Here is a 26,360-nt window from a genome sequence, read left to right as displayed (position 1 = left end):
AAGACCGACGGGACCGCATCGGCAGAAACCATCAACGGAACCTCGGGCAACGACATCATCAATGCGCTCGCAGGGGCTGACACAGTCAACGGTTTGGCCGGCGATGACGTGCTGGCCGGCGGCGATGGCGAGGTCTGGATCATCCGGCAGGTTCTGGAAGCCGTTGATGGCGGCGATCTCGGAATAGAGGAAGTCGCGCATGAAGAAGCTGTCGCTGAGGCGCACGCGGCCGAAATCCTCGAGGGCGCGAACAGAGCGGGGCTGGCGCATGGGGCTTGTATCCTCGTGGGCTGACGGGGCAGATGGTGTGGACGCAACGTTCGCCATGCAACCCGGTTTCGACGCAGAGGAAGCCAGCCATGCTGCTTATCGCCTTCTATATCGCCATCACCGCCGAAGCGATGACAGCAGCGCTCGCGGCCGGGCGGCGGAACATGGACTGGTTCGGGGTGTGCCTGATTGCCTGTGTTACCGCCCTTGGTGGCGGCACACTGCGCGACATCCTGCTCGACCACTATCCCCTGGTCTGGGTGGAGAACCCCTATGTGCTGCTATTGGTGTGCGGCGCGGCTCTGCTGACCATTCCGCTGGCGCGGCTGGTGGATCGTCTCAAATGGCCATTTCTGCTGCTCGACGCGCTGGGGCTCGTGGTCTTCACGGTGATCGGCTGCAATATCGGCATTGAGTCCGGGGTGCACCCGATCATTGTCATTGTCGCCGGCATGGTCACGGGCACCGCCGGCGGCGTATTGCGCGACGTCCTGTGCAATGACATTCCCCTGATCTTTCGGGGCGAACTCTACGCCACCGTGTCGCTGGTCACCGGGATCATTTATTTCCTTGGGCTCGCCAATGGCATGCCGTTCGACATGATGGTGCTGGTGTCCATTGCCATCGGCTTTGCATTGCGCGTGCTTGCGCTGGTGCTACGCTGGGAAATGCCCAAATTCGTCTATGATCAGGACATGCGCAAATGACACCCGCTCGGATCGTGTTGTCCCGCAAGGCGGGGTTTGACCTCCAGGCCGTCTCGCAGGCCCTCAACGGGTTGCCCGCCCAATCGGTGGCGCGGCCGGGGCGCTGGGGTAACCCGTTCACCATCGATGCCGTGATGGCCGAAACCGGCCTCACCAAGGACGCGGCCCAGGCCGAGGCGGTTGCCCGGCATGCACGCTGGATGGCTGGCGAGATTGAGGCCGAGCGGCCGCGTCCCTCGCAGGCGGAAATCCGCGGCGAACTGGGCGGCAAGAACCTGGCCTGCTGGTGCCGGGCCGGCACACCCTGTCATGTGGATACCCTGTTGGCGCTGGCCAATAATTGAGGCTTCCGGACGGGCGCCGAATATGGCATTGAACTTCCATACAAGAATGGAGTTCTGACTTGCGACAGACGTGGCGGTGGTTTGGCCCCAAGGACCTCACCAGCATCGACGACATTACCCAGGCTGGCGCTGCCGGCGTGGTGAGTGCGCTGCATCACGTGCCGAATGGGGTGGTGTGGACGCCCGAGGAGATCGCCAAGCGGCACCGGGAAATTGCCACGCGCAAGGATGGTTCACCTTCCGGTCTCACCTGGGATGTGGTCGAAAGCCTGCCGGTCACCGAAGACATCAAGAAGCAGAAGGGTGAGTGGCGCGAGCACATTGCCAACTACAAGGTCTCCATGAAGCACTTGGCCGATAGCGGTATCGAGACCATCTGCTACAATTTCATGCCGGTGCTCGACTGGACCCGCACCGATTTGCGCTGGACGGTGCCCAATGGCGGCTCGTGCATGCGCTTCGATATCAATGATTTTGCCGCTTTCGATATCCATATCCTGAAGCGTCCCGGCGCGGCGGCGGACTTCACCAATGCAATCGCTGACGAGGCGGCGCGGCGCTTCGAAGCCATGAGCGAGGATGACAAGAAGCAGCTGGGGCGCAATGTCACCATGGGGCTGCCGGGTTCAACCGAATCCATGTCACTCGAGGATGTGCAGGCGCATCTGGACGAATATGGCGCCATCAGCCGCGAACAATTGCGGGTGCATTTCGTCAATTTCCTCGAAGAGGTGGTGCCGGTCGCTGAAGATCTTGGCCTCAGGCTGTGCTGTCACCCCGACGATCCGCCATTTGCGCTGTTGGGCCTGCCACGCATCATGTCGACCGAGGAGGACTACAAGTTCATCCTCGATGCCGTCGATAGCCCCGCCAATGGGATGACGCTGTGTTCCGGCTCGCTCGGCGCGCGCCCGGATAATGATCTGCCCGGCATGATGGAGCGGTTCGGTCCCAAGGTGCATTTCCTGCACCTGCGTAACGTCAAGCGCGATAGCGACGATATTGCCGGTTCGTTCTTCGAGGCCGAGCATCTGGGTGGTGACACCGACATGGTGGCGCTCATTGCCGCGATCCTCAAGGAAGAACGGCGACGCAAGGCTGAAGGCCGCGCGGATTGGGAAATCCCGATGCGCCCCGATCACGGCCAGGACATTCTGGATGATCTCGGCCGCCGCTCGCAGCCGGGCTACCCGACCATTGGTCGCATGAAGGGCCTTGCCGAACTGCGCGGCGTGATGACCGCGCTCGAGCACGCGCAATGGGGGTTGCCGGGGCGTTGAGCCCCGTCAGTCCTCCAGCAGATAGCCGCCGGCGCGCGTGGGCAGGATGTCACTGCCCACGATCTTGGCGACGGAAGAGCCGGCCACGACAAATTTGGCGCTGGCGCGCGAGAGGATGAACCCGTCCGTGCCTGCCCGTAGTGGCGTACGGGCGAGGAAGGCTTCGGGGCCATCCATGGCGATGATATCGGCGACGACATCGCCCTTGTTCACCCGGTCCCCCAAACCAACACGATAGGCCAGGAGCCCCGGCCGGTCGGCGCGCAGCACCTCGGTGGCCTCGAACGGGGTCGGGCCCGGAGCCGGTCTGGATGGCGCCGGTGAGACGTCGATCAACCCGCGGCCTGCGAAGAAGTCGAACAACCCTTGAGCGTCTTCGCGCCCCATATCGTCATGGGTATCGGCCTGGCCGCGATATTCGAGCGTCGCCGTTTCGGCGCCCATGGGAATGGGCACATCCGGATTGGCGCGCTGGGCCTTGCGATAGAGGTTTGGCAGCACCTCGTCAAAGGAACCACCGCCACTGTCTTCGGCAGTGAGCGTGGCGGCCACCTGCATGCGGTCGGCCAAATCCTGCAGTCCCGGCATCAAATCGGGCGAGGTGAAGATGTGTTTCAGGCTCTCATCGTCGCAATGCAGGTCGAGCATGATATCGGCGTCATGGGCTGATTTGAGGATCAGCAGGCGCAGGCGCTGCGCGGCAGTGGTTGGCTGCTGCCGGTCGATCCAGTCGCCCACAGCCTGGCGGATCGTCCGCAGGTTTGCGTTGGGATCATCACCGAGTTTGCCCGCTACGGCCTCGGCGATCAGCGGATAGAGATCGGGCCAGCGGCGGTTGAAATTGACACCGGTTTCCAGATCGTAGCGGCCGATATGGCGGCGCAGCACGCGGGTCGCCAGACCCAGCGGATTGACCGAGGGGAAGACCACGAGGCGCGCCTTGAGCGCGCCGGCCGCGTCGGCGTCGCGCAGCATGGGCAACAGATGGTGCAGCGCCATGGTGCCGGGCTGTTCATCGGCATGGAGCGCGGCCTGCAGATGCACCTTGGTCGCGGCGGTCTCGGGGCCGGCGGCGTACCAATAGAGCGTGGTGGACTGGCCGGGCGCATCGCCGGCCAGCACAATCGAGTGCTGCTGAAAAGTCATTGTCTTAGCGGAACCATTTGGGTGCAAAACGCAGGCCGGGCTGGGCTGGAAGGTGGCGCATCAGCCGCTGGTAGACCAGGCCGAACAGGAAGAAGATCACGAGCGAGACCATGAGGAAATAGAGCGCCGCCACCGAGAAATGCAGGAACGCATTGAAGTCGCGTTCGAACAGGGTCTTGGCGGTGGTCATCAGGTCGGCCTGCGCGCCAACCACCGGCAGGGCGAAGTAGACGATCGCCGTGGCATGGAACAGGAACACCACCTCATTGGTATAGGCGGGCCAGGCCAGGCGAATGAGATTGGGCCAGACCACGCGTCGGAATTGCTGGGACCGGCTCATGCCATAAGCCTTGGCGGCTTCCACCGCGCCGCGCGGCACGGCACGCAGAGCACCGTAAAAGATCTCAGCGGTGTAGGCGGCGGTATTGAGCACCAGCACCAGCGGCCCCATGAAGAGGGGGTGCAGAACGAAACCGGATATGCCGAGCGGCCGCCACACCGTCAGGTTGAGCGACAGCGCCAGCGAATAAAACATGAAGAACTGGATGAAGAGCGGCGAGCCCCGGAAGGCGTAGATATAGCCGCGCGACAGCCTGTTGATCAGCGGGTTTGAGGAGGCCTTGCCCAGTGCCAAAAAGATGGCGAAGACGAAGCCGAGCGGAATCGAGGCGATGGCGAAATAGATGTTGAACACCACCGCCGGGGCCATGATCGCCAGATCGTTGAAGAACGCGTCCATCAGGCCGGAACCTCGGAGAGGATGCCGCGACCGGTGCGGCGCATCAGTGCCTCGAAGGCGCGCTCGGAGAGCCAGGTGACCAGGATATAGAAGACGAAGAGCACGAGGTAATAGCGCCAGCGCCAGTCGTCATGCACAAGCCCGACGGCGGGCAGGAAATTGGGTGCGCCGAGCCGGTCCGCCCAAAGCACGATATCGGCGATCTGCAGCAGCGAAAGCAGCGAGGTCGCCTTGACGATCAGCATCCAGACATTGGAGAGACCGGGAAGGGCATAGACCCACATCTGGCGGATATGGACGCGCCAGAGCACCTGGGTGGCGCTCATGCCATAGGCGCGCGCCGCTTCGAGCTGGCCTGGCGGCACGGCCCGCATGGCGCCGTGAATGACATTGGTGGCAAAGGCGCCATAGACCAGCCCCAGCGAGACGCTGGCGAGCAAGAGGTATTCGGTGGTGCCCAGGAACCAGTTGGCCTCGCGGCAGGGCGGCCAGGGAGCGGTCTGGGCGGCAATGGCCTCGGGCGAGCAGACCTGGGTGGATATCAGCCACTCCATGCCCTGCTCGAAGGCCAGCGGGAAAAACAGAAAGAACAGAACGTCGGGTACGCCGCGGACGATGGACGAATAGGTAGAGCCGACCAGGCGGAGGATGAAGAAACGTGAGTTCTTCAGCGTCGCGCCGGTGAGGCCGAAGACGACTGCCAGGGCTCCGCCAAGCAGGGCGGCATAGACCGTGAACTGGAAACTGGCGTACCAGGTCAGGTGCTTGCCATTGGTGATGTAGCCGAGCCAGAAGGCGAGGTCTTCAAACATGCCGCTCTTTCGCGGTTGGGTGCCTCCCCCGGAGATGTCCGGGAGAGGCAGGAAGCGAATGGCTTATTCGGCGAAGTAGGGGCCCTTGCCGTCGAACCACTGGGCGATCAGGGCATCGACCGTGCCGTCTGCCTTGAGCGCGGCCAGGGCCTCATTGACGGTGGCCTTGAGGTCGGCATCTTCCTTGCGGATACCAGCACCTACGCCGCCACCGATCATCACGTCCTCGCCGACGAATTCGATGGCGCCGTTCGAGGCAGCCACGACGGGCTCGAGATAGGCTCCGTCGGCCAGGATGGTGTCGAGATTGCCTGCGGCCAGGTCGGCCATGGCCTGATCGGCCGTGGAGAAGGTGACGATGGTGTTGGCGCCGCCCAGGTTTTCTTCGGCATAGCCGGCCTGGATGGTGCCGCCCTGTACGCCTACGCGGGCGCCCGAGAGGTTGGAGAAGTCCAGACCAGCGCCGGCAGCGGCGACGAACTTGGACGGATCGGGCGGGAAGTAGTTGTCCGAGAAGTCGATGGTTTCGAGGCGCTCGTCGGTGATCGACATGCCGGCCATGATCAGGTCGTAGTTGCCGGCCAGCAGGTTCGGGATGATGGAATCCCAGTCATTGATGATCCACTCACAGCTCAGCTCTGCCTTTTCGCAGATGGCATTGCCCAGGTCGATTTCGAAGCCGGCAGGTTCGCCGGCATCATTGAGGAAGTTCCAGGGGGCATAGGCGCCCTCGGTGGCAATGCGCACCGTGTCCTGCGCAAGGGCAGGGGTGCCCAGTGCCAGAACGGTTGCGGCGGCCAGCATAAGCTTCTTCATGGTGGTTCTCCGTGGTTGTTCGTTTACATTTGCGCCCGGTGTTCCGGGTCATTTTCCATGCGCGTCAGTCATGGCTGGCGGCATTGAGAAACTGTTTGAGACGTGTCGACTTGGTGGCGCCGAAGACCTCGTCGGGCGAGCCTTCCTCCTCGATCAGCCCTTGATGCAGGAAGATGACGCGATCCGATACGGAGCGGGCAAAGTCCATGTCATGGGTGACCAGGACCATGGTGCGGCCTTCATCGGCGAGCAGCTTGATGACCCGCAGCACCTCTACTTCGAGTTCGGGGTCCAGCGCCGAGGTGGGTTCGTCGAAGAGCATGACGCGCGGATTGATGCACAGGGCGCGGGCAATCGCGGCACGCTGCTGCTGGCCGCCGGATAATTGGGCGGGATAGGCGTCAGCCTTGGCGCCGATGCCGACCTTGTCGAGCATGGCGCGTGCCTCTGCCTCCACTTCCGCCCGATCCCGCTTCTGGACGATCAGCGGCGCTTCCATGACGTTTTCGAGGATGGTCATGTGCGCCCACAGGTTGAAGGACTGGAAGACCATGCCCAGCTCTGAGCGGATGCGGCGGATCTGGTGCTCGTCGGCAATGGCACGGCCGTGGCCGGTGCCTTTGAGGGCAATGGCTTCCCCATCTATCAGCACATCGCCACTGTCGGGGATCTCCAGCATGTTGATGCAGCGCAACAGGGTGGACTTGCCTGAGCCGGAGGAGCCGATGAGGGAAACAACCTGGCCTTCACGGGCGGTGAAGGAGATACCCTTGAGCACTTCGAGGGCTCCAAAGGATTTGTGAAGTTCGCGCAGTTCGACGACCGGCGCTGGCTCCGCTTTGGCGGGCGCTGCCTGCTTCATGCTCACCATTGGCCCGCGTGGGGCGCCTTCCTGACTGGCGACTGCCTTATTATCGTGCTGGCAATCTTGACCGTCTGGTAGAAAACCAGAAGCCCGTGAGATAGCAAGCGAAAAAGCAGGTTCTGCCCGCATAGGCTGGAGGTTGATGGCCGAATGTTCTTCATTGTTTCGAAAGTGTTCTGGCTGGTGGTGCAGCCAATCAGCATCATTTTGCTACTGACTCTTGTGGCGCTGATATTGATCCTGATCCACCGGCGCCGCACGGCGCTGGTGGTGCTGGCGGTGGCGCTGAGCATCGGCAGCCTGCTGTCCTATACGAGCCTTGGCTATTTGCTGATCCAGCCGCTGGAGAACCGGTTCTCCGTGCCTGCCCCTCCGCCGGAGGCGGTGGAGACGATTGTCATGCTCGGTGGGGCGACCGATTCCCATGTCAGCGCGGTGCGCCAGACGGTGGCGCTAAACAATGCCGGCGAGCGTCTCACCACCACGCTATGGCTGGCGCGTCGATACCCCGATGCCCGGATCGTCCTCTCCGGCGGCGGGGGAGCATTGAGTATCGAGGGGGAAAGCGAGGCGGAAACGGCCAAGCGCTTCCTGGCGGAGCACGGCATTGCCGAGGATAGGCTGATCCTGGAAGGGCAGTCGCGAAATACGATTGAGAACGCCGCATATACGCGCGAGTTGGTGGGGGCGGGGGCCGAACCTGTCGTGCTGGTCACATCGGCTTTCCACATGCCGCGCTCGGTTGGGCTATTCAGGCACGAAGGCGTTGAGGTCCTTGCCTGGCCGACCGATTTCCGCAGCCTTGGCAATCAGGGTTTTGGTCTCAGCCTCGCCGACCCAATGGAAAATCTGCTGACGGCCTCTACTGCCATGCGGGAATGGACAGGTCTTCTTGCCTATCGCCTGACGGGGCAGATTGATGAGCTGTTCCCCGCTCCATAAAAAAACGGCGCCGATGGCGCCGTTCTCTATCAAGCGTAGGCCTATTTTAGGTTCCCCTGCGGAAGAAGCCGATAACCAGCGAGATCACCAGGAAAGCCAGGAACAGGAAGAACAGGATCTGCGCGATGCCTGCGGAGGCGCCGGCAATGCCGCCGAATCCAAGGACACCAGCGATCAGCGCGATCACAAGAAAGACGAGAGCATAGTACAGCATGGCTAACTCCATGATTTTGAACTTGTGAGCTAAACGCTACCTGCTCGGGCAAGTTCCGGAGCAAAACAAAAAAGGCCAGCTTTCACCGGCCTTTATGTCTCTATGTTTGATCGCCTTAGGCTGCGGCGCGTGAGCCTTCGTCAAAGAACAGGGCCTGGCTGATCAACGCCTTGACCATATCGGGATTGAACGGCTTGGTGACTAGGAAGGTCGGCTCGGGACGCTCACCGGTCAGCAAACGTTCGGGGAAAGCGGTGATGAAGATCACCGGCACCGAATGGGTGTTGAGAATGTCGTTGACCGCATCAATGCCCGAGCTGCCATCAGCCAGCTGGATATCGGCAAGGATCATGCGCGGCTGAGTCTGATTGAACAGGTTGACCGCTTCCTTGTGGGTGCGGGCGATACTGACCACCTTATGACCGAGGCTCTGCACCATCTGCTCGATATCCATAGCGATCAGTGGCTCATCCTCGATGATCATGATCTCGGTGGCCACCTGGCGGGAAATGTCGGTCGAGGCCTGGTCGAGCAGCTTGGCGAACTCTTCTTCATCAATGGAAAGGATTTCGGCCGCCTGGGCGTGGCTGAAGCCTTCGACAGCGACGAGCAGGAAGGCTTGGCGGGGCAGCGGTGCCAGATTTGCCAGATTAGCTGCAGCCCTTTGTTCCCAGGCAAAGCTGGAGGAGGGCTCAGGCACGGTCACGGCCGAGGAAGAGAATAGCGCTGAGAACAGCTTGTAGAGCGCAATGCGATCGTTGCTCGCTTCTGGGAACAGGGAGATATCGGCAATCAGGGCTTCAAGAGTGGCGGCGACATAAGCATCGCCTGAGGTTTGCGAACCGGTGACGGCGCGAGAAAAACGCCGCAGGTAGGGCAGATGCGGTGCGATCCGCGTGGACAATGACATAGACGAGAACTCCCGGGTGACGCTGGTTGTTTTGAACCTCACGAAGGCCCAAAACGTACGATGCCAAGAAAAGTTCCAGCGGCGGGAACTTTTCCATGTGTTCACGCATTTGAGGCACCGTACAGCGCTCATAAGCAGGACTGAACGGTCGATTTGGGAATGAAGAAGGATAATCTGGTGACGCAGCAACGTGTGCGCATGCAGGCGGGGCGGGCGGATGATGGGCTCGGTCCGACCTCGGATATCGGGTCGCGTCTGCGTGCCCTTTATGGGGCCGTTCAGGACGAAGGTGTGCCTGACCAGCTTCTCGATCTGCTCGAAAAGCTCGATAGCGCGGAAAAAGCCCAAAGCGACAAGTCGTCCAATCGCGGTGGGGAGTGATGGCATGAGTGCGGAAGGAACGTCCTTCAAGCGCGAAATGCTCGCGACTCTTCCCAGCCTGCGCGCCTTTGCCGTCTCCCTGACTGGCAAGCACGACAAGGCCGACGACCTGGTTCAGGACACAGTGATGAAGGCCTGGGCCAAGCAGTCCAGCTTCGAAATGGGCACCAATATCAAGGCCTGGCTCTTCACCATCCTGCGCAACGAATTCTATAGCCAGATGCGCAAGCGGGGGCGCGAGGTCCAGGATACGGATGGCGCTTTTACCGAACGCCTTTCAGTTCATCCATCGCAATATGGGTCGATGGATCTGGAAGATTTCAAGACCGCTTTGTCCAAGCTGCCTGATGACCAGCGTGAAGCGATCATCCTGATCGGCGCGTCCGGGTTCTCATATGAGGAAGCGGCCGCCATCTGTGAGTGCGCCGTTGGCACCATGAAGAGCCGGGTCAGCCGGGCGCGGACGCGCCTGACCGAACTGCTCAAGGTCAGCGGGGAGTCCGATTACGGCCCCGACGCGGTGTCCGCGCAGGTCACATCCGGTAATCACGGATATTGATCGAGCCGGCGCCGGACGGCTTCCGCCAGGTCGGCGTCGGGCACAGGCTTGATCAGGATGGGTGTGCCGGGAAGTTCCGGCACCCCGTCCGTCAGCATGCTGTTGACACTGAGCCCGATCACCGCAACCCCGCTTTGCGAAAGCTGGCGGGCAAACTCCAGGTGTTCGGGCTTGTCCGCTTCGAGTTCGACAATGGCAAGCGCAGCTGCGGACCATTCCTCAAGTCGGGATTGGGCGTCGGCGGGGTTCGCCGCGACGATGACCCGCGACAGGCCCATTGCCTGCAGGGCACTCTGCAGGCCCAGCGCAATGATGAATTCGGTCTCGATGACGAGCACCGTCAGGTCGTTTCGCACATTCGCGCTTTCTGCTGGCAAACGTCAGTGATGGTCCCTTGAGGACGCGCTGTCATTTAACTTTGACATGTCTGGAACGGGGCGCGTCGTTCATGCGTTTGGCTCACCAACTCAAAAGCGTCAGGATATTTCCTTGAGTCTGGTTCTCCCATCTTCGGGGCGACGTGTGCCATGCGAGCAGTGTCCGTTGCGCGCTTTGCCGGTCTTTCGCGACTTCACGCCCAGCGAGTTGAAGTTCGTTTCGAGCTTCAAGACAGGTGAGATGACCGCCGAATCCGGCGCCGTCATCCTGTCGGAGGGCGCACATAGCGCCCATCTTTTTACATTGCTGTCGGGCTGGGCATTCCGCTTCAAGATGCTCGATGACGGGCGCCGGCAAATTCTCAACTATCTGCTGCCCGGCGACCTTGTGGGTCTCCAGGGTTCGGTCATCGGCGAAATGGAGCATTCGGTCGAGGCCCTGTCTCCCCTGGTGCTTTGCGTCTTCCAGCGCGACCGGCTCGACGAATTGTTCCGCAATCATCCTGGCCTTGGCTTTGATGTCACCTGGCTTGCTTCGCGTGAGGAACGCATGCTGGACGACCATCTGCTGAGCCTGGGACGGCGCACGGCCCTGGAGCGCGCGGCCTATCTCCTGGCCTTTCTGCACGAGCGCGCCGTTTCGGTTGGCCTCGGCAATGGCGCGGTGTCCATACCCCTCACGCAGCAACATGTGGCCGATACGCTGGGTCTTTCCATCGTCCATACCAACAAGACATTGCGCAAATTGACCAATCGGGGTCTCATCCGCTGGCTGGGGCGAAGTTGCGAGGTGCTTGACGCTGCTGAGCTGGCCCGTATTGCCGGGTGGGAAGGGCTTGGCGAACGCGTACGGCCGCTGATCTGACGATGCTGGCCTCATTGCTGCCATTGCTGCCCCGCATGTCTTGAGTCGCGTCCGAGGGTGCCAGTTGTGGGGGCGGGGATGAGCGATCTGGTTGACGGGACTACCGCTGCGAACGAGTCGGGGCCGGCGTCGTGGGGCACAAGGCGGCTCGCCGTGTGGGTGTCATTAGGACTGGTCTGCCTGGCGGCAATGGCGGCCTTGATGCTGATGCAGGGCATTGACCGGCAACTGAGTGACATCAACAAGACCTATGCGGTGCGCATCGCCGCGCGCGAACTGACCCACGCGCTCAGCCAGGCCGAGGCCAGCCAGCGCGGCTATCTGCTGACCGCCGATCCACAATTTCTGGCACCCTACCGGGAGGCTGTGTCGAGCCTCGATCGGCGCGTCGCGGCCCTGATGGAAATGACCGAGGGGGATCCCGGGCAAAGCGCGCGCGTCGCCAGCATTACCGGCGACATCACCAGCAAGATGGCGGAGATGAACCGGACCGTCGAACTGGTGACTACCCAACGCAGCGACGAGGCCCAGACCCTGACGGAAACCGGCATGGGTGCGCGGCTGATGGCCGAGGTCAGCGCCACATTGGAGGCCTTCATTGCCGAGGAGGATGACAAGCTCGCCAGCCGCAACCAGGCGATCGACCAGACCCGCACCGGCTTGGTGGTCGCACTCATTGCGGCGCTGGCTGCAGCGGCGATCCTGGCCTATGCGCTGCTGATGCGGACCCAGAAGCAGGTGAGCGCATTGGCGCAACGGCATCGCGGCTTGCTCAGTCAGAACGAGGCACTGGAGGCGCAAGTGGCCGAAAGGACCCGCGACATCCAGGAGGCCCGGGCGCATGCCGAGCGTGAACGGCAGAGGGTGGAAGCCCTTTTGCAGGACACAAATCACCGGATCGGCAATTCTCTGGCAACTGTTTCGTCCCTCCTCGCATTGCAGGTTATGCGGACGCAGTCGGACGACGTGCGGCAGGCGCTGGAAGCGGCGCGGCTGCGGGTTCATGCGGTGGCGTCTGCACATCGCCGGCTGCGGCTGGGTGATGATCTGGAATCAGCCCGGGCGAATGAGTTTCTTGCTGCGGTGCTGGAGGATCTCGCCGAGACACAGGCCGATAGCGGGCGCATCGAGGTGATCGGCGAGCTTGCGCCCATCGAAGTCGGCGCCCGGGACGCAACGACGCTCGGGATATTGGTGGGAGAACTCGTGACCAACGCCCTCAAATATGCCTTCCCCGGAGATCGGGAGGGGACGATCACAGTGGGACTGGTCCGCGACGACGCTGGCGTGCCGGTGCTGAGCGTACGGGATAATGGCGTCGGTCTGCCGGTAGAGGCCAAGGAACACGAGTCTGGCCTGGGGTCGGTGATCGTCAAGCAGTTGTCCGGTCAGTTCGGTGGCATTCCGGAATATGAAAATGCGTCGGGAGGCGGGCTTGAAGTGACGATCCGGCTGACGCAGCTCGGCAGTGGCACCCATTCAGCAGAGGATGGCCAGCTTTGAAGTTTCGGGCCATTCTCAATCGTGATGGCGGGACCCTCAGGACCCTGGATCTTGACGCTCTCTGCGACCGCGCCAACACGCTTTTTGCCAATCAAGGTCACACATTGGATTGCCGCATCGTCGCTGGCGCCGATGTCGAAGGTGCCATCCAGGCCGCGGCGGACGATGCCGAGGTCGAAGCGATCATAGCCGGTGGTGGCGATGGCACCATTTCGACCGCGGCGGCAATTGCCTTTCGCAGTAGCAAGCCGCTGGGCGTGCTGCCTGCCGGTACAATGAACCTGTTTGCCCGGGCGTTGGGCATGCCGCTTGAGCTGGAGCGGGCATTGCAGGCCATCGCCACCGGGCAAGTGGTGAATGTGGATATCGCCACGGCCAATGGCCGTCCCTTTGTGCACCAGTTCGGTGTCGGCATTCATGCCCGGCTGGTGCGCATCCGCAATGGCATGGTGTATCGCAGCCGGCTGGGCAAAATGCTGGCCAGCCTGCGGGCTATCTTTGCATCTGCCGTCAATCCGCCCCGCTTCGAGGTGGAGCTGCATGCCGACAGGGGTGACCGGACGCTGACCGCCTCGGGTGTCGCCGTGTCCAACAATCCCCTGGATGAAAGCCCCGTACCCATTGCCGAAACGCTGACGTCTGGCCGGCTCGGAGTGTATGTGGCGCAAAGCGTCTCGACGCAGGAATTGCTCAGCCTGGTGCTCGATGTGATGACTGGGCGCTGGCGGGGCAATCCCGCGGTCAGCGAGACCGAGGTCAAGGACCTGATCCTGCATTTTCCCAAGCGCAAGCGCGGCACGCATGCGGTGGTGGATGGGGAGCTGATCGACCTGGAGCCAAGCGTAACCCTTGAAATCCACGCAGCGGCCTTGCCGGTGATCCGGCCGGTCGCGGAGATGCGAGCCCGGGGACGCGACGCCGCCTAGTCAGTCTTGCGTCCTGTCGTCGCGCAGCAGCAGGAAGGCGGCGACGATCACGGCGGGCAGGCCGAAGCGTAATATTCCGGGTGACCGAGCGATAATGGGGAGGGCCGTCGCGGCAGCCGTGGTCAACAAGGCGCCAGTCTCGCTGGCGCGACGGCGCTGGGCCAGTTTGCGCTCGCGGCGCCGACGCGCAATCTCTGCCCCAAGATAGACACCGAGGGCCAGCACCAGGAATCCGCCGGCAAAGGCCAGTGCCGCATAAAGCGGGCCGATCATTTCAGCCAGCGCCATATAGCCCGCCGCCAGCAGGAAGCCGAGCGCCAACAGGCCGAAGAGGCCTATCAGGCCGGCAACGACGACGGCCGATTTGACCCGGGCGGAGAGATTATCCATCTCAAGGCCCAGCAGGGAGGCGAGCGGCGCCAGAAAGCCCATGTTCAGTGCCGGGTGAGCAGCGCGAAGATGAAGCCGATCCCGGCGGCCGCGGCGACGGCGGTCAGCGGCTTTTCGCGGATGGTATCCTTGAGCTGCTTTTCGGCCTCCCCCACCTGGTCCTGAGCCTCCTCCAGCATCTGCTGTCCTTTGGCCTGCAGGTGCTTCACCTCGGTGGTCGCCAGGGAGCGAGCTTCCCCGACCTTGTCATTGGTCAGCTTCGCCAGGGTTTCGGAAATGGCCTTGAGGTCGGCCTGCAATTGGGCGACCTGCGCTTCGAGCTCCTGCTCACGCGCTTCTGCCTTTGCCGCATTGGCAGCGCGGCTGGCGCCCGACTTGCTGCGAGATGGGGCCATATCGGAAGTGGTAGCCATTTGACGCTCCTCATGTGGATTGCCGGTTTAACGCTGTGGGATCAGCTCCGGTTCCGAGTGGAAGAGGAGCAAAAAATCGCCCCGACAAGGCTAAGCCTGTCGGGACAAAGGGCGCGAACCGAAAGGGGGGCGTCCATCGGCTCGCAATGGGCACTCTCCTTTTTGAAAGGAACCAGAGGGACCTGGTGTGCCCGTTTCGGTATGGGGTGAAACTAGATGCGGCCCATCAGTACCAGGATCAGCACGACCACAAGCACGACGCCGAGGATGCCGGACGGGAAGTAGCCAAAGCCGCGCGAATAGCCCCAGGTGGGCAGCGCGCCGATAAGAAGCAGAATAAGGATGATGATAAGAATCGTACCCATGGAACCCTCCTGAAATCCTTTGTTGTCCGGATTGCCTGTCTCGACCCTAGAGCAAGGCAACCAATAGGGCGGTGGCCGTGGCCAGGATCAGGGAGGCGGGGAGAAGCGCCATTGCCACTTCGGCGAAGCGTTGCGGATGGTGGTACTCATCACTCCAGACGGCGGCTCTGGCCCGGCGGCTGTTGCCATGGGTGGAATAGTGGGACTGACTCATCTTCGATCTCCTGCGACCCGGCTGGCCGGACCTGATGCGGCGGGCATTTGTCCCGCGTGCCAAAAGAACGAAGGGGAGACGAAATTGGTTCCGCGCGCCTATTCGAGGCGCAGCACGTCCACCGACTGCTTGGTTTCGTGCGAGCCGTGGGTGCGCAAGACGCCGACGATCGGAGAGATGTCGGAATAGTCCCGGCCATGGCCGATCGAAATATGGTCAGGTCCAGCGATCATGGCATTGGTGGGATCGAATTCGATCCAGCCCACATGCTGACCGCACCAGGCCCGCACCCAGGCATGCATGGCGTCGGCGCCTTCCAGGCGCGGCTTGCCCGGTGGCGGATTGGTGCGCAGGAAGCCCGAGACATAGCCTGCCGGAATGCCCACGCCGCGCAGCCCGGCAATCATGACATGGGCGAAGTCCTGGCACACGCCTTTGCGCAGGCTGAATGCCTCGGCGGGACGCGTTTCCACGTCAGTTGCCTTGGGGTCGTATTCAAAATCCTTGTGGATGGCCATGCACAGTGCGGTGGCTACGCCGAGTGTTGTTTGTTCGTCTGCCGTAACGGTACGCACATATTCGGTGATTGCCGGGACAATCTGCACGCGAGACGAAGCAGCAAGGAAGTGCTGCGGGCTGGTCGGAGCCACGGACCAGTACTGACCAACTTCCCGCGCCAGTTGCTCAAGCGGTGGGGAGAGGTCTGCCGGCGGGGTCAGGTCCTCGACCTGAACGCGCGCCGCCAGCCGGATCACCAGCTTTTCGTGCGGTTCGGTCATGGTGATGGCCGTCACCGAATTGCCGAAAAAGTCCAAGAAGCCATTCTGGCGCGCTGGTGCTGGGTCGACAGCGAGCGAGGCAGCAATGACGCGCTGCAGGCCCGGCACATTGGCGGGCGTCACGCGGATGTGGTGGCGCCCGCCATGGACGGGCGCGTCGTAGTCATATTCCAGGGTCAGGCGGATGTCGTAGAGCATATCCTGTCCCGGTTCAGGTGAAATAGGCTGCGGCGATGAGGCCGGACAGCATGCCGATATCTCCGGCCAGTCGTTCAAGCCGTTCGGGCGTCATATCGCTGGCTTCGGCGATCATCAGGTCGGTATGCAGTTGCAGGGCGAGCTTGGCGGCCGGTGAGAGCTGCGCATCATCGATGCCGCCGGGCAGGGCTTCGATCTGCTCCCGCAGATCGGACAGCTGGAACAGCACCGAGCGCGGGTTGAGCGGGTCGAGAACCAACAGGTCGACTGCACTCTGGGCCCCAGCCGTGACTGAATAACGGCGGCGATGCGACATCACGCTGTCGCCGATTTCCAGCAGCATCTCCACCGAGCCGTCTGGAGCCTCCGGCAGGGTCAGCCAGGCGGTGACCCGGGCGATCTGGATGGCACGTTCCAGGCGCCGGCCCAGTTCCAGGAAGCGCCAGCCGGCAAAGCGATACATGTTTTCATGCACCAGGCCCGAAAACCCTGCGAGTTTGCGCAGCAGTACTGTCATGGCGCGGGTCGCGTCATCGCCGGTTTCGACGCGGCGGGCGAAGCGTTGTGCGGTCTTCTGCAGGTCGTTAAGCGCCAGCCAGCCATCGGGCGAGAACCGGTCACGGATTTGACCGGCGCTATGCACGGCACTGTCGATGGACGCCAACAGACCTTGCGGCATGGCCTCGGTGGCATCGACATCAATGGTTTCGAGGAAGGCGGCGCAATGGGTGAGGATCGGGAGATCGGGCTTGGACAGCTCGGCCAGGCGGGCATTATAGGCGCGCAAAATCCGCACCGTGGCCTCGCAGCGCTCGGCATAGCGGCCGAGCCAGATCAGATTGTCGGCTGCGCGGCTGGGCAGGCTGCCCGGCGAATTCCGGACCAGTTTCTCGCCCTCGCGCGGGAGGAGCGAGACCTGTTCAACCGGCTGGTTGGACAGCACCCAGACGTCGGCCGCCTGGCCGCCGCGCTGCATGGCCAGGGCCGTGGTGTCGGTGGTGGAACCGACGCGCGCGAAACCGCCTGGCATGATCGTCCACCCCTGATCGGTGCGGGCGGCATAGACACGCAGGGTGATCGGCCGTGGCTCCAGCTTGCCCTCGACATAGACCGGGGCGGTGGACAGGCGAACCGGCTCCTGGCCGACATAGGCGCCGCCTTGGGCAGCAATGCGGTCCTTGAGTTCAGCCTTCTGCGCGGCAGTCATGCTCGATCCCAGCGCGGTACCGCGCAGGTCGTCAAACGGCAGCTGCGTCGAGAAGGCGGGGCCGATCATCAGACTGTCGAAATTGTCGAGCACGAATTCGCGCTCCGCACCCTGGCCGCACCACCAGGTGGCGATTTCCGGCAGCTCAAGTCCCGTCCCCAGCAGATGCTTGCAGAGGCGCGGCATGAAGGCGGCGAGGGCCCGGGTCTCCATTATGCCGGTGCCCAGCGCATTGATCATGGAGATGGAGCCGGACCGCAGCGCCTCGACCATGCCGGGCGTGCCGATATGGCTGTCATAGCGCAGCTCCAGAGGGTCGGCGAAGCTGGCGTCGAGGCGGCGCCAGAGCACGCTGACCGGCTTGAGGCCCGCCACCGTGCGCACCATGACCTGGCCGTCCTCCACGACCAGATCTTCGCCTTCGAGCAGCATCAGGCCCAGATAGCGGGCGATATAGGCATGTTCGAAATAGGTCTCGTTGAGCTGGCCGGGCGTCAATATGCCGACCCGGCCGCCATCGCGTCGGGCCTGCGCAAAGAGCGTGTCACGGAAGCCGCGGAAGAAACCGGCCAGGCGGTTGATGTTGAGACCGGCATAGATTTCGGACAGGGCGCGCGTGGTGGCGACGCGGTTTTCCAGCGCAAATCCGGCGCCCGAGGGGGCTTGTGTCCGATCGCCCAGCACCCACCAGGCGCCGTCCGGGCCGCGTCCCAATTCAAAAGCGCAGAAGTGCAGATAGTGTCCGCTGACCGGCTGCACACCCACCATGGGTCGCAGGAACTCGCCATTCTGGGCAATCAGTTCGGGCGGCAGTAGCCCTTCCTGCACCAGGGTATTGCTGCCGTAGATGTCGGCCACGATGCGTTCAAGCAGTTCCGCGCGCTGTATCAGGCCGCTGGAGATCTGCACCCAGTCGGCCTCATCGATCAGCAGGGGAATATGGGCCAGCGGCCAGGCGCGTTCCTTGCCTTCGGCCCCGTCATATTTGCGGTAGAAGACCCCTGCATCGCGCAGATACTGGTCGGCGCGCTCGAAACGGGCGGCCAATTCAGTCGGGCCCAGGGCGTCGAAAGCAGACATGAGCCTGTCCCAGCCCGGCCTGATGGTGCCGGACGGGTCGATCATCTCGTCCGGCACGCCGGGCAGCAGGCGGTAATCAGCAATGATGCTGGGGCCGGCCGGGGGCTTGCCGCGGGTCTGCTGATTCCGCGAACTCATGGATTACCAGAACCGCGGCGGACGCCTGAGGTCAAGCGTTAGCGGAAATTCGTCCGCAGGCTTTTCCGGGCGCAGGGGATAGGAGCCGGGCGTGTAGTTGTGCGGAACGAAGCGGGCGAGGCGCCGGGCCTCGGCCTCGTTGCCATTGACGGGGAAGGTCTCATAGTTGCGGCCGCCGGGATGGGCGACGTGGTAAGTGCAACCGCCAATGGCCCGTCCGGTCCAGTTGTCGTAGATGTCGAACACCAGGGGCGCGTGCACCGGCATCACCGGATGCATGCCCGAAGCGGGTTGCCAGGCCTTGAAGCGCACGCCGCCGACATGCCTGCCATTGGTTCCGGAGGACCGCATTGGCACAGGGCGCTGATTGCAGGTCACGGTGTAGCGGCCGGGATCTGCGGTTTCGAGGCGCACTTCGAGCCGTTCGACGGAGCTGTCGACATAACGCACCGTGCCACCAATAGCGCCCTCTTCGCCCATCACATGCCAGGGTTCGAGCGCCTGGTGCAATTCGAGCTTGGCGCCCTCCACGGTGACTTCACCGCAGAAGGGGAAGCGGAATTCGAGCTGGGCGGCGAACCATTCGGGCTCGAAATCGAAGCCATGCTCCTGCAGGTCTTTCAGCACGCCAAGGAAGTCCTGCCAGACAAAGCTGGAGAGCATGAAGCGGTCGTGCAGGCTTGTGCCCCAACGGGTGAAGTCACCCTGCAGCGGATGTTCCCAATAGCGGGCGATGAGGGCCCGGATCAGCAATTGCTGGGCCAGGCTCATGCGCGCATTGGGCGGCATTTCGAAGCCGCGAAACTCGACCAGACCCAGGCGCCCGGTCGGGCCGTCGGGGGAATAGAGCTTGTCGATGCAGATTTCGGCGCGGTGGGTATTGCCGGTGACGTCGACGAGGAGGTTGCGGAACAGCCGGTCGGTGAGCCAGGGCAGGGGTGGAGTACCTTCGCCTGGGGCCGGCACCTGGGCCAGGGCAATCTCGAGTTCATAGAGGCTGTCGTGGCGCGCTTCATCGATGCGCGGCGCCTGGCTGGTCGGTCCGATGAAGAGGCCTGAAAACAGGTAGCTCATCGAGGGATGGCGCTGCCAGTGGAGGACCAGCGATTTGAGGAGGTCGGGGCGCCGCAGGAAAGGGCTGTCATTGGGCGTGGCGCCGCCGACAACGACATGATTGCCGCCACCTGTGCCGACATGCTTGCCGTCGATCATGAACTTGTCGGCGCCGAGGCGGCACAGCCGCGCCTCTTCATAAACGGCCTCAGTGGTCGCCACGCACTCGTCCCAAGTGGCACTGGGATGGATGTTGACCTCTATGACGCCGGGATCGGGTGCAACGCGAATGACATTGAGGCGTGGATCATGCGGCGGGGCATAGCCTTCGACATGCACCGGCTTGCCGATCTGGCGCGCGGCGGCTTCGGTCGCCTCGATCAATTCGAGATAATCCTCCAGCGCCGAGACCGGCGGCAGGAATACGCAGAGGCGACCCTCGCGCACTTCCACGGTCAACGCCGTGCGGACATTGGAGTCGATTTCGTCGAGGACTTGCTCGTTGCGGTTCTGCGTCTCGGTCGCAGCGGTAAAACTGGCGGCGGTCTGCTGGCGAATATCGGCCGGTGCGGCAGTGGCCGCGGCCAGGATCGTGCCGGGCTCGGGCAGCGGCGGACGCTCAACGCCCGGGTCCATGGGCACGATATGGGGGTAGCTGGTCGCTGTCAGGTAACGCAGGCTGGAGAGGGGGAGGCGATAGCCCGCGGCACTGTCGCCCGGAGCGAGGTAGAGCTTGCCGCGCCGCGTCTTCCACTGCTCGGTGATCCACCGGCGGCCGGTCGCCGCCGCGTTCCAGCGCTGGATGGGCAGCACAAAGCCTGTCGGATTGGTCAGGCCGCGGCTGAAAACGCTGGCAATACGGGCCCGTTCCTCTGGGTCCGCTAGCTTGGAATTGGCAGGGTCCACATTATCCGGAAGCTTGGCTTCCTTCAAAATCCATTCGGCCGGGTCTTCATAGGCGGGAAGCACCGTCTCGCCACCCAGGCCCAGATTGCGGGCAATAGCCAGGTTTAACGCCTCGGCATCGGCGGAAGTGACGTCATAGCTGACGCCTTCCTGGGCAATGAGATTTTCGTCCTGCCAGACGGGCTTGCCGTCGAGCCGCCAGTAGAGCGAGAAGGTCCAGCGGGGCAGGCTTTCCCCCGGATACCATTTGCCCTGGCCGTGATGCAGCAGGCCATTGGGCGCGAAGCGATTGCGCAGGCGACGGATGAGGGTATCGGCCAGTTTGCGCTTGGTGGGGCCCACCGCGCCGGCGTTCCATTCGTCGGACTCGAAGTCGTCGATGGAGACGAAGGTGGGCTCGCCGCCCATGGTGAGACGGACGTCCTGCTGGTTGAGCCGCGTATCGACCGCCCTGCCCAGCGCATTGAGGCGCTCCCAGCTCTCGTCCGAGAACGGCTTGGTGATGCGCGGATGCTCGGCAACGCGCATCACTTTCATGTCGAAGGCGAAATCGACTTCGGCATAGGAGGCGAAGCCGGAAATCGGCGCGGCATTGCGATAATGCGGGGTGGCGGCGAGGGGCACATGGCTTTCGCCGGTGAGAAGGCCCGAAGTGGGATCGAGCCCGATCCAGCCCGCGCCGGGCAAATAGACCTCGCACCAGGCATGCAGATCGGTGAAATCATGGTCAGTCCCGGCCGGTCCGTCGAGCGAAACGAGGTCGGGTTTGAGCTGGATCAGATAGCCGGAGACAAACCGCGCGGCAAAGCCCAGATGGCGCAGCACGTTGACCAGCAGCCAGCTCGAATCCCGGCACGAGCCCTTGCCATTGCCCAGAGTTTCTTCGGGCGTCCAGACACCGGGCTCCATGCGGACAATGTAGTTGATGGTCTGCTGTAACCTTGTGTTCAACTCGGTGACGAAGGTGACAGTGTTCTTGGGGCTCTTGTCGATTCCGTCGAGAAACTGTTGCAGCAGCGGGTCAGCTGGCTCGGGCTGGCGATAGATGGAAAGGTCGGTGCGCAACTCTTCGGGATAGTCGAAGGGCCAGGTTTCGGCGCTCTCTTCGACAAAGAAGTCGAAGGGATTGTAGACTGTCATATCGGCAATGAGATCGACCTCGATCTTCAGCTCGGTCACCGGCTCGGGAAAAACAAAGCGGGTCAGGAAATTGCCGTAGGGGTCCTGCTGGATATTGACGAAGTGCAGGTCTGGGGTCACGCGCAGAGAATGGCTCAGCACCTTGGTGCGCGAGTGGGGCGCGGGCTGCAAGCGGATGATCTGCGGCTGCAGGACGACAGGCCGGTCATATTTGTAATGGGTCAGGTGATAGATGGCGGCTTTGATCGACATGCAGCTTTGTCGCTCGCTCTAAGGCCACAGAATAAGGCTTCCCGGCAAAGAGCTTAGCGGGGATCGGAGGGCTTGGATAGGTGGCTACTCGAGCCCGTCCAGGACCTGACGTTGGCGGATCATCTCGAGGAAGATGCGGTAATCCCGGTCGAACTGGGGGCGAGCCGCCGGATCGGGTGCCCGCGAGGTACCGCCCTGCTGCATGGCTATGCAGGCCTGGTCGAGAGTCGGATAGAGCCCGGCGGCGTTGGCAGCAACCATGGCCATGCCCAGCAGGGTAGCATCCGGGGTGGAGGGCTCGACGACGGTGCAGAAGGTGGCGTCGGCATAAAGCTCCATCAGCAATGGGTTGCGCGTGTGGCCGCCGGTGATGTGCAGGGTATCGATGGAATAGCCGCGGGTGTTGAGCGTGTCGAGAATGTGCCGGACACCCAGGGCGATGGAGACGCAGGTGCGCCAGTAGAGGCGGCAGAGGGAGTCGAAATCGCTGTCCAGCGTGAGGCCCGAAATGACACCGCGTGCAAAGGGGTCTCCAAGCGGCGAGCGATTGCCGTGAAAGTCCGGCAGGACATGCAGGCGGTCTGCCAGGGCCAGCCCTTCGCTCTGGCGCAGTTCCATGACCCGTTCGCAGATGGCGATATGCTTCTCACGGGTCGGTTCTCCGCCGGCCCCGTGCCAGCGGATGATGTGATCGAGCAGGGCACCGGTGGCCGACTGCCCGCCCTCGTTGAGCCAGACGCCGGGCAGGACGGCGCCGTAATACGGTCCCCAGACGCCGGAAGTCGGTCGATCCTCGGCCGACAGGGCCATGACGCAACTGGACGTTCCGGCTATCAAGGCAAGGTGCCGGTCGATGGTCTCCACCTCAGCGGTGAAGGCGCCCAGGACTCCCAGGGCGCCGGCATGCGCATCGATGAGACCGGCGCCGACATGGCAGGCGGTGGTGAGGCCGAGATCCTCAGCGGCCGAGGCGGTCAGATGTCCGAGATCGGCGCCGACCTGGCTCGCCGTCTGCGGCAGGGCCGCCTTTTCGAGCAGGTCACCGAGACCGACCTGGGCTAGGAAGTCCTGCCGCCATTTCTGTTCGGAATGACCAAGATAGGTCCATTTGCAGGTAAGGGTCGATTGCGAGCGGGCGAGCGAGCCGGTAGCTTTCCAGGAGAGGAAGTCTGCCAGATCGAACATCTGGCCGGCGCGTGACCAGCTCTGCGGCAGGTGGCGCTTGAGCCACATCAGCTTGGGCACTTCCATTTCCGGCGACATGACGCCGCCCGCATAGTGCAGGACCTCGTGGCCAGTGCGCGTGCATTCGTCAGCTTCTTCGAGGGCGCGGTGGTCGAGCCAGACAATTGTATCCCAGCGATCCTGGCCGTCACTGGAGACCGTGACCTGTTTGCCTTGGGCGTCGCGGACTACCAGAGAGCATGTCGCGTCAAAACTGATGCCGACCACGTCGTGGGGCGCCACGCCTGCTGTTCTCAGGGCGTCGCGGACAGAGGTGCAGACCGCTTGCCAGATATCCTCGCTGTCGTGCTCGGCGAAGTTGGCGTCGGTGCGTCGCATCAGGATAGGATGCTCGCCGCGACCGAGAAATTCGCCTTGGCGCGTGAACACGCCGGCCCGGGCGCTGCCGGTCCCGACATCCACTCCCACCAGGAGGTTTTGCGACACGCCGCCCTCTCTTTTTCGGTCCGGGCGGACCTTAGCGGATGGTTCGGAAGTGGGCTAGGGGCGTTGAATTGTGAACTGGACCTCATGGGGGTGTTGCCCAGGAAACCCGGCCCATGCCCACTTCAGAGCTGGCCAGCCAGATAAGCTTCCAGCGTTCGGGTGGTGCCCTGCGTCCACAGGAAATGGAGCGCCTTGGTAAAGGCGTCGATGAAGTCCGGCGCCTTGGCCAGGTCGCCATAGATGTCGGCCATTTCGAGCCATGCCTTTGGGTTGTCCTTGGCCTTGTGGGCCTGGATGGTGAGGCGCTCCCAATTGGGGTCGTTGGCCTCGATCACTGCGCCGCTCTCGGTCGTGCCATGGCAGTAGCGGCACCAGAGGGCTGAAACCAGGGCGAGGCCGGTCACGGATTGGCCATCTCGGATGCGATCCAGCGCCGTCGGGATGATGAATTTGGGCTGGCGGTTGGAGCCGTCGAGAGCAAGGCGCCGGACTGTGTCGCCAATCTTGGGATTGGCAAAGCGCCTCTCGCAGAGGGCGAAGTAGTCGTTGAGATCGGTGTCGGGAACAGCCGGCACGACCGGGATGATCTCCTCGGTCTCGACTTTCCTGAGGAAAGCTGAAACGAGGGGATGCTCCATGGCCTCGTGCACGAAGTGAATGTCCAGCAGGCCCGCTGGATAGGCGATGGTGGCGTGTCCACCATTGAGGATGCGGATCTTCATGTTCTCATAGGGCGCCACGTCGGGCACGAATTGCACGCCGACCCTTTCCAGCGCCGGGCGCCCGGCGGGGAAATTGTCTTCCAGCACCCATTGCTTGAAGCTTTCGCAGAACACCGGCCACGCATCGTCGATCCCAAACTGCTCGGCGAGCAGTCTTTTCTCGCGATCCGAGGTGGCGGGGGTGATGCGGTCGACCATGCCATTGGGGAAGGCCACCGCGGACTTCACCCACTCGGCCAGTGCCGGGTCGATAAGGGCAGCAAGACCTGCAACGGCGTTTTCGGTGACATGTCCATTGCCCGGAATATTATCGCAGCTCATCACCGTGAAGGGGGCAATACCGGCATCACGGCGTTTGACGAGACCGGCCAGAATCAATCCGAACGCGGTTTTTGGCGCCTCGAAATGGGCCGCGTCATAGGCAATATCGGGGTGGGTCGGGTCGAACTTCTGGCTCGCCGGGTCGATATAGTAGCCGCCCTCGGTAATGGTCAGCGAGACGATGCGGATGGCGGGATCGGCCAGCCTGGCGATGACGGCCGCGCTGTCGCCGGGTGGCAGATAGTCGATCATGGCGCCGGTGACATGGGCCGCGGCGGTGTCGGCTTCCTGTTCGACGACCGTGGTCAGCCAGTCCTTCCCCATCAGCTTTAGCCGCATGGCCTCGTCGGCCGCGCGAACGCCTGCACCCACCAGTGCCCAGTCATGACCCTCGCCCAGATTGAACAGCGCGTCGAGATAGACGGCCTGATGAGCGCGATGAAAATTGCCGACACCGAAATGCACGATGCCGGCTGTCAGGTCGGCACGGCGGTATTTTGGCGTGGCGACGCCGGTCAGTGCGGGCAGCGTGGCGAGGGAGAGTTTGGTGGTCATGACGGTCAGCCCTGAAGCGCCTTGCCCGCCGCGTCGAATTTGTAGATGCGGTTCGGGTCTGGCGTCAGCCACACCTTGTCGCCATGTCTGAAGGTCTGCTCGCCATCGGTGCGCACGGTCATAAGTCCCAGGCCATCGACTTCGACATGGAGGAATGTGTCCGAGCCCAGCTGTTCGGCAACGGTGACTGTGCCTGCCCATTGGCCGGCGCCGGCCGTGGTCGATAGGGTGAAATGCTCCGGCCGCACGCCGATGGAGTGGGCCTTGTGCTTTTCAGCCTCGGGGCCATCGACGAAATTCATCTTGGGCGAACCTATAAAGCCGGCCACGAAGCGGTTGGCCGGGCGCTTGTAGAGCTCTAGCGGGGAGCCGAACTGCTCCACATTGCCGGCGTTGAGCACCACGATGCGGTCGGCCATGGTCATGGCTTCCACCTGGTCGTGGGTCACATAGATCATGGTGGTCTTCAATTGCTGATGCAGCTCGGTGATTTCGAGCCGCATATTGACGCGCAATGCCGCATCGAGATTGGACAGCGGCTCGTCGAACAGGAACGCCTTGGGTTCGCGCACAATTGCGCGGCCAATCGCAACGCGCTGGCGCTGGCCGCCCGAGAGCGCCCGCGGCCGGCGGTCGAGATAGGAACCGAGGTTCAGCGTACGCGCCGCATACTCCACCTTCTGGTCGATAATATTCTGCGGTGTCTTGGCCATCTTCAATGGGAAGGCGATATTGTCGCGCACGCTCATATGCGGATAGAGCGCGTAGGACTGGAACACCATGGCCAGCCCCCGTCGGGCCGGCGGGGCGGCGGTGACGTCCTCCCCGTCCAGACGGATCTTGCCGCCGGTGGTGTCCTCAAGCCCCGCGATCAGCCGCAACAGGGTGGACTTGCCGCAGCCCGAGGGGCCGACAAAGACGACGAACTCGCCGTCCTTGATGTCGAGGGAGATGTCCGGGATGACCTGGACTTCGCCGAAGGACTTGTTGACGTGTTCGAGGGTAATCGAGCCCATGATTTTAGTCCTTATTTGACGGCGCCGAAGGTGAGGCCACGGACGAGTTGTTTCTGGCTGAACCAGCCCAGCAGCAGGATGGGAGCGATCGCCAGCAGGGACGCGGCCGAGAGCTTGGCCAGGAACAGGCCCTGCGGCGATGAGAAGGATGAGATGAAGGCGGTGAGCGTGCCGGCGCGGCCCGAAGTCAGCGTGATGGTCCAGAAGGCTTCGTTCCAGGCCAGGATCACATTGAGCAGCAAAGTCGAGGCGATGCCGGGGATGGCCATGGGCACGAGCACATG

Annotated in this window: 28 protein-coding genes and 1 pseudogene; 10 read left to right on the top strand and 19 right to left on the bottom strand. The window is 62.8% G+C overall.

Translation table 11 applies throughout. The annotated features are described in order from the left end of the window. Positions 1 to 30: 30 nt before the first annotated feature. The 4 genes and pseudogenes from QZ564_RS19215 to uxuA form a co-directional block, all read left to right on the top strand. Positions 31 to 102, top strand: a pseudogene (locus tag QZ564_RS19215) (hypothetical protein); the annotation flags it as partial. Positions 103 to 359: 257 nt separating this feature from the next. Then, complete coding sequence (locus QZ564_RS14680; protein WP_297111481.1) at positions 360 to 977, top strand: trimeric intracellular cation channel family protein; 618 nt, start codon at positions 360 to 362, stop codon at positions 975 to 977. Further along, positions 974 to 1,321: a DUF4326 domain-containing protein gene (locus QZ564_RS14675; RefSeq protein WP_297111478.1), complete on the top strand. Its 348-nt coding sequence runs from the start codon at positions 974 to 976 to the stop codon at positions 1,319 to 1,321. Before QZ564_RS14680 ends, QZ564_RS14675 begins: the two co-directional genes overlap by 4 nt. 59 nt (positions 1,322 to 1,380) lie before the next feature. Next, entirely contained in the window at positions 1,381 to 2,601 is a 1,221-nt protein-coding gene (gene uxuA, locus QZ564_RS14670; RefSeq protein WP_297111476.1) for a mannonate dehydratase, read from the top strand. Positions 2,602 to 2,607: 6 nt separating this feature from the next. Here uxuA and QZ564_RS14665 read toward each other — a convergent pair whose 3' ends face one another. The 5 genes from QZ564_RS14665 to QZ564_RS14645 all read right to left on the bottom strand — a co-directional run bounded on the left by QZ564_RS14665 (position 2,608) and on the right by QZ564_RS14645 (position 6,976). After that, the gene (locus QZ564_RS14665; protein WP_297111472.1) at positions 2,608 to 3,747 is read right to left on the bottom strand and encodes a M14 family metallopeptidase; all 1,140 of its coding nucleotides are present in this window, start codon (positions 3,745 to 3,747) and stop codon (positions 2,608 to 2,610) included. 4 nt (positions 3,748 to 3,751) lie between these two features. After that, positions 3,752 to 4,486: an ABC transporter permease subunit gene (locus QZ564_RS14660; RefSeq protein WP_297111469.1), complete on the bottom strand. Its 735-nt coding sequence runs from the start codon at positions 4,484 to 4,486 to the stop codon at positions 3,752 to 3,754. Beyond that, positions 4,486 to 5,298, bottom strand: coding sequence for an ABC transporter permease subunit (locus QZ564_RS14655; protein WP_297111466.1), 813 nt, complete (start codon positions 5,296 to 5,298; stop codon positions 4,486 to 4,488). Before QZ564_RS14655 ends, QZ564_RS14660 begins: the two co-directional genes overlap by 1 nt. A gap of 63 nt (positions 5,299 to 5,361) precedes the next feature. Continuing rightward, positions 5,362 to 6,114: a transporter substrate-binding domain-containing protein gene (locus QZ564_RS14650; RefSeq protein WP_297111462.1), complete on the bottom strand. Its 753-nt coding sequence runs from the start codon at positions 6,112 to 6,114 to the stop codon at positions 5,362 to 5,364. 64 nt (positions 6,115 to 6,178) lie between these two features. Further along, positions 6,179 to 6,976 carry an amino acid ABC transporter ATP-binding protein gene (locus QZ564_RS14645; protein ID WP_297111460.1) on the bottom strand — a complete coding sequence of 266 codons (798 nt, stop codon included), beginning with the start codon at positions 6,974 to 6,976 and terminating at the stop codon, positions 6,179 to 6,181. Positions 6,977 to 7,129: 153 nt separating this feature from the next. Between QZ564_RS14645 and QZ564_RS14640 the strand changes: the two genes are divergently transcribed. After that, entirely contained in the window at positions 7,130 to 7,921 is a 792-nt protein-coding gene (locus QZ564_RS14640) for a YdcF family protein (protein ID WP_297111457.1), read from the top strand. Positions 7,922 to 7,967: 46 nt separating this feature from the next. Here QZ564_RS14640 and QZ564_RS14635 read toward each other — a convergent pair whose 3' ends face one another. Continuing rightward, a complete protein-coding gene (locus tag QZ564_RS14635) occupies positions 7,968 to 8,135 on the bottom strand; it encodes a DUF1328 domain-containing protein (protein ID WP_297111454.1) in 168 nt (55 codons plus the stop codon). 115 nt (positions 8,136 to 8,250) lie between these two features. Beyond that, on the bottom strand, positions 8,251 to 9,045 hold the full coding sequence (locus QZ564_RS14630; protein ID WP_297111451.1) for a response regulator: 795 nt from the start codon (positions 9,043 to 9,045) through the stop codon (positions 8,251 to 8,253). A 198-nt stretch (positions 9,046 to 9,243) separates the two neighbouring features. Between QZ564_RS14630 and QZ564_RS14625 the strand changes: the two genes are divergently transcribed. Next, the gene (locus QZ564_RS14625; RefSeq protein WP_297111484.1) at positions 9,244 to 9,426 is read left to right on the top strand and encodes a NepR family anti-sigma factor; all 183 of its coding nucleotides are present in this window, start codon (positions 9,244 to 9,246) and stop codon (positions 9,424 to 9,426) included. A gap of 4 nt (positions 9,427 to 9,430) precedes the next feature. Continuing rightward, positions 9,431 to 9,985: an RNA polymerase sigma factor gene (locus tag QZ564_RS14620; protein WP_297111448.1), complete on the top strand. Its 555-nt coding sequence runs from the start codon at positions 9,431 to 9,433 to the stop codon at positions 9,983 to 9,985. Here the strand turns inward: QZ564_RS14620 and QZ564_RS14615 are convergent. After that, a complete protein-coding gene (locus QZ564_RS14615; protein WP_297111445.1) occupies positions 9,973 to 10,341 on the bottom strand; it encodes a response regulator in 369 nt (122 codons plus the stop codon). The genes QZ564_RS14620 and QZ564_RS14615 overlap by 13 nt on opposite strands. A 133-nt stretch (positions 10,342 to 10,474) precedes the next feature. On the opposite strand from QZ564_RS14615, the gene QZ564_RS14610 reads away from it, so the two are divergent. The 3 genes from QZ564_RS14610 (at position 10,475) to QZ564_RS14600 (ending at position 13,656) form a co-directional block, all read left to right on the top strand. Beyond that, a complete protein-coding gene (locus QZ564_RS14610) occupies positions 10,475 to 11,227 on the top strand; it encodes a Crp/Fnr family transcriptional regulator (RefSeq protein WP_297111442.1) in 753 nt (250 codons plus the stop codon). Between the two features lie 78 nt (positions 11,228 to 11,305). Continuing rightward, on the top strand, positions 11,306 to 12,730 hold the full coding sequence (locus tag QZ564_RS14605) for a CHASE3 domain-containing protein (protein ID WP_297111439.1): 1,425 nt from the start codon (positions 11,306 to 11,308) through the stop codon (positions 12,728 to 12,730). Beyond that, on the top strand, positions 12,727 to 13,656 hold the full coding sequence (locus tag QZ564_RS14600) for a diacylglycerol kinase family protein (RefSeq protein WP_297111436.1): 930 nt from the start codon (positions 12,727 to 12,729) through the stop codon (positions 13,654 to 13,656). The genes QZ564_RS14605 and QZ564_RS14600 overlap by 4 nt, the downstream gene beginning before the upstream one ends. Here QZ564_RS14600 and QZ564_RS14595 read toward each other — a convergent pair whose 3' ends face one another. The 11 genes from QZ564_RS14595 to QZ564_RS14545 form a co-directional block, all read right to left on the bottom strand. Beyond that, the gene (locus tag QZ564_RS14595) at positions 13,657 to 14,088 is read right to left on the bottom strand and encodes a hypothetical protein (protein WP_297111432.1); all 432 of its coding nucleotides are present in this window, start codon (positions 14,086 to 14,088) and stop codon (positions 13,657 to 13,659) included. It lies immediately after the preceding gene. A gap of 2 nt (positions 14,089 to 14,090) precedes the next feature. Then, positions 14,091 to 14,459 (bottom strand): DNA gyrase subunit B, encoded by a 369-nt coding sequence (locus QZ564_RS14590; protein WP_297111428.1) that lies wholly within the window; start codon positions 14,457 to 14,459, stop codon positions 14,091 to 14,093. Between the two features lie 212 nt (positions 14,460 to 14,671). Further along, positions 14,672 to 14,824, bottom strand: a complete 153-nt coding sequence (locus tag QZ564_RS14585) for a DUF3309 family protein (RefSeq protein ID WP_297111425.1) — start codon at positions 14,822 to 14,824, stop codon at positions 14,672 to 14,674. Between the two features lie 46 nt (positions 14,825 to 14,870). Beyond that, on the bottom strand, positions 14,871 to 15,038 hold the full coding sequence (locus tag QZ564_RS14580; protein ID WP_297111422.1) for a hypothetical protein: 168 nt from the start codon (positions 15,036 to 15,038) through the stop codon (positions 14,871 to 14,873). A 98-nt stretch (positions 15,039 to 15,136) separates the two neighbouring features. Beyond that, entirely contained in the window at positions 15,137 to 16,015 is an 879-nt protein-coding gene (locus QZ564_RS14575; protein ID WP_297111418.1) for a transglutaminase family protein, read from the bottom strand. A gap of 13 nt (positions 16,016 to 16,028) precedes the next feature. Further along, positions 16,029 to 18,440 carry a circularly permuted type 2 ATP-grasp protein gene (locus QZ564_RS14570; RefSeq protein WP_297111415.1) on the bottom strand — a complete coding sequence of 804 codons (2,412 nt, stop codon included), beginning with the start codon at positions 18,438 to 18,440 and terminating at the stop codon, positions 16,029 to 16,031. A 3-nt stretch (positions 18,441 to 18,443) separates the two neighbouring features. Beyond that, a complete protein-coding gene (locus tag QZ564_RS14565; protein ID WP_297111412.1) occupies positions 18,444 to 21,791 on the bottom strand; it encodes a transglutaminase family protein in 3,348 nt (1,115 codons plus the stop codon). Positions 21,792 to 21,875: 84 nt separating this feature from the next. Next, positions 21,876 to 23,462, bottom strand: coding sequence for an FGGY-family carbohydrate kinase (locus tag QZ564_RS14560; RefSeq protein WP_297111409.1), 1,587 nt, complete (start codon positions 23,460 to 23,462; stop codon positions 21,876 to 21,878). Positions 23,463 to 23,584: 122 nt separating this feature from the next. Further along, positions 23,585 to 25,060, bottom strand: a complete 1,476-nt coding sequence (locus QZ564_RS14555) for a mannitol dehydrogenase family protein (protein ID WP_297111406.1) — start codon at positions 25,058 to 25,060, stop codon at positions 23,585 to 23,587. Between the two features lie 5 nt (positions 25,061 to 25,065). Continuing rightward, on the bottom strand, positions 25,066 to 26,076 hold the full coding sequence (locus QZ564_RS14550; protein WP_297111403.1) for an ABC transporter ATP-binding protein: 1,011 nt from the start codon (positions 26,074 to 26,076) through the stop codon (positions 25,066 to 25,068). Between the two features lie 11 nt (positions 26,077 to 26,087). After that, positions 26,088 to 26,360: ABC transporter permease subunit (locus QZ564_RS14545; RefSeq protein ID WP_297111400.1), on the bottom strand; the 273-nt coding region annotated here is incomplete at its 5' end.

Source organism: uncultured Devosia sp. (genome assembly GCF_913055165.1).
GTDB lineage: Bacteria > Pseudomonadota > Alphaproteobacteria > Rhizobiales > Devosiaceae > Devosia.
The sequence above is the reverse complement of the archived record's forward strand: the minus strand, read 5'-3'. Positions and strand labels throughout refer to the sequence as shown.

Excerpts from the sequence above, each read along its gene's own strand:
- QZ564_RS14680 (WP_297111481.1), top strand. The coding sequence starts at position 360 with ATGCTGCTTATCGCCTTCTATATCGCCATCACCGCCGAAGCGATGACA.
- QZ564_RS14675 (WP_297111478.1), top strand. The coding sequence starts at position 974 with ATGACACCCGCTCGGATCGTGTTGTCCCGCAAGGCGGGGTTTGACCTC.
- QZ564_RS14665 (WP_297111472.1), bottom strand. The coding sequence starts at position 3,747 with ATGACTTTTCAGCAGCACTCGATTGTGCTGGCCGGCGATGCGCCCGGC.
- QZ564_RS14660 (WP_297111469.1), bottom strand. The coding sequence starts at position 4,486 with ATGGACGCGTTCTTCAACGATCTGGCGATCATGGCCCCGGCGGTGGTG.
- QZ564_RS14655 (WP_297111466.1), bottom strand. The coding sequence starts at position 5,298 with ATGTTTGAAGACCTCGCCTTCTGGCTCGGCTACATCACCAATGGCAAG.
- QZ564_RS14650 (WP_297111462.1), bottom strand. The coding sequence starts at position 6,114 with ATGAAGAAGCTTATGCTGGCCGCCGCAACCGTTCTGGCACTGGGCACC.
- QZ564_RS14645 (WP_297111460.1), bottom strand. The coding sequence starts at position 6,976 with ATGAAGCAGGCAGCGCCCGCCAAAGCGGAGCCAGCGCCGGTCGTCGAA.
- QZ564_RS14640 (WP_297111457.1), top strand. The coding sequence starts at position 7,130 with ATGTTCTTCATTGTTTCGAAAGTGTTCTGGCTGGTGGTGCAGCCAATC.
- QZ564_RS14635 (WP_297111454.1), bottom strand. The coding sequence starts at position 8,135 with ATGCTGTACTATGCTCTCGTCTTTCTTGTGATCGCGCTGATCGCTGGT.
- QZ564_RS14630 (WP_297111451.1), bottom strand. The coding sequence starts at position 9,045 with ATGTCATTGTCCACGCGGATCGCACCGCATCTGCCCTACCTGCGGCGT.
- QZ564_RS14625 (WP_297111484.1), top strand. The coding sequence starts at position 9,244 with ATGCAGGCGGGGCGGGCGGATGATGGGCTCGGTCCGACCTCGGATATC.
- QZ564_RS14620 (WP_297111448.1), top strand. The coding sequence starts at position 9,431 with ATGAGTGCGGAAGGAACGTCCTTCAAGCGCGAAATGCTCGCGACTCTT.
- QZ564_RS14605 (WP_297111439.1), top strand. The coding sequence starts at position 11,306 with ATGAGCGATCTGGTTGACGGGACTACCGCTGCGAACGAGTCGGGGCCG.
- QZ564_RS14595 (WP_297111432.1), bottom strand. The coding sequence starts at position 14,088 with ATGGGCTTTCTGGCGCCGCTCGCCTCCCTGCTGGGCCTTGAGATGGAT.
- QZ564_RS14590 (WP_297111428.1), bottom strand. The coding sequence starts at position 14,459 with ATGGCTACCACTTCCGATATGGCCCCATCTCGCAGCAAGTCGGGCGCC.
- QZ564_RS14585 (WP_297111425.1), bottom strand. The coding sequence starts at position 14,824 with ATGGGTACGATTCTTATCATCATCCTTATTCTGCTTCTTATCGGCGCG.
- QZ564_RS14580 (WP_297111422.1), bottom strand. The coding sequence starts at position 15,038 with ATGAGTCAGTCCCACTATTCCACCCATGGCAACAGCCGCCGGGCCAGA.
- QZ564_RS14575 (WP_297111418.1), bottom strand. The coding sequence starts at position 16,015 with ATGCTCTACGACATCCGCCTGACCCTGGAATATGACTACGACGCGCCC.
- QZ564_RS14570 (WP_297111415.1), bottom strand. The coding sequence starts at position 18,440 with ATGAGTTCGCGGAATCAGCAGACCCGCGGCAAGCCCCCGGCCGGCCCC.
- QZ564_RS14565 (WP_297111412.1), bottom strand. The coding sequence starts at position 21,791 with ATGTCGATCAAAGCCGCCATCTATCACCTGACCCATTACAAATATGAC.
- QZ564_RS14555 (WP_297111406.1), bottom strand. The coding sequence starts at position 25,060 with ATGACCACCAAACTCTCCCTCGCCACGCTGCCCGCACTGACCGGCGTC.
- QZ564_RS14550 (WP_297111403.1), bottom strand. The coding sequence starts at position 26,076 with ATGGGCTCGATTACCCTCGAACACGTCAACAAGTCCTTCGGCGAAGTC.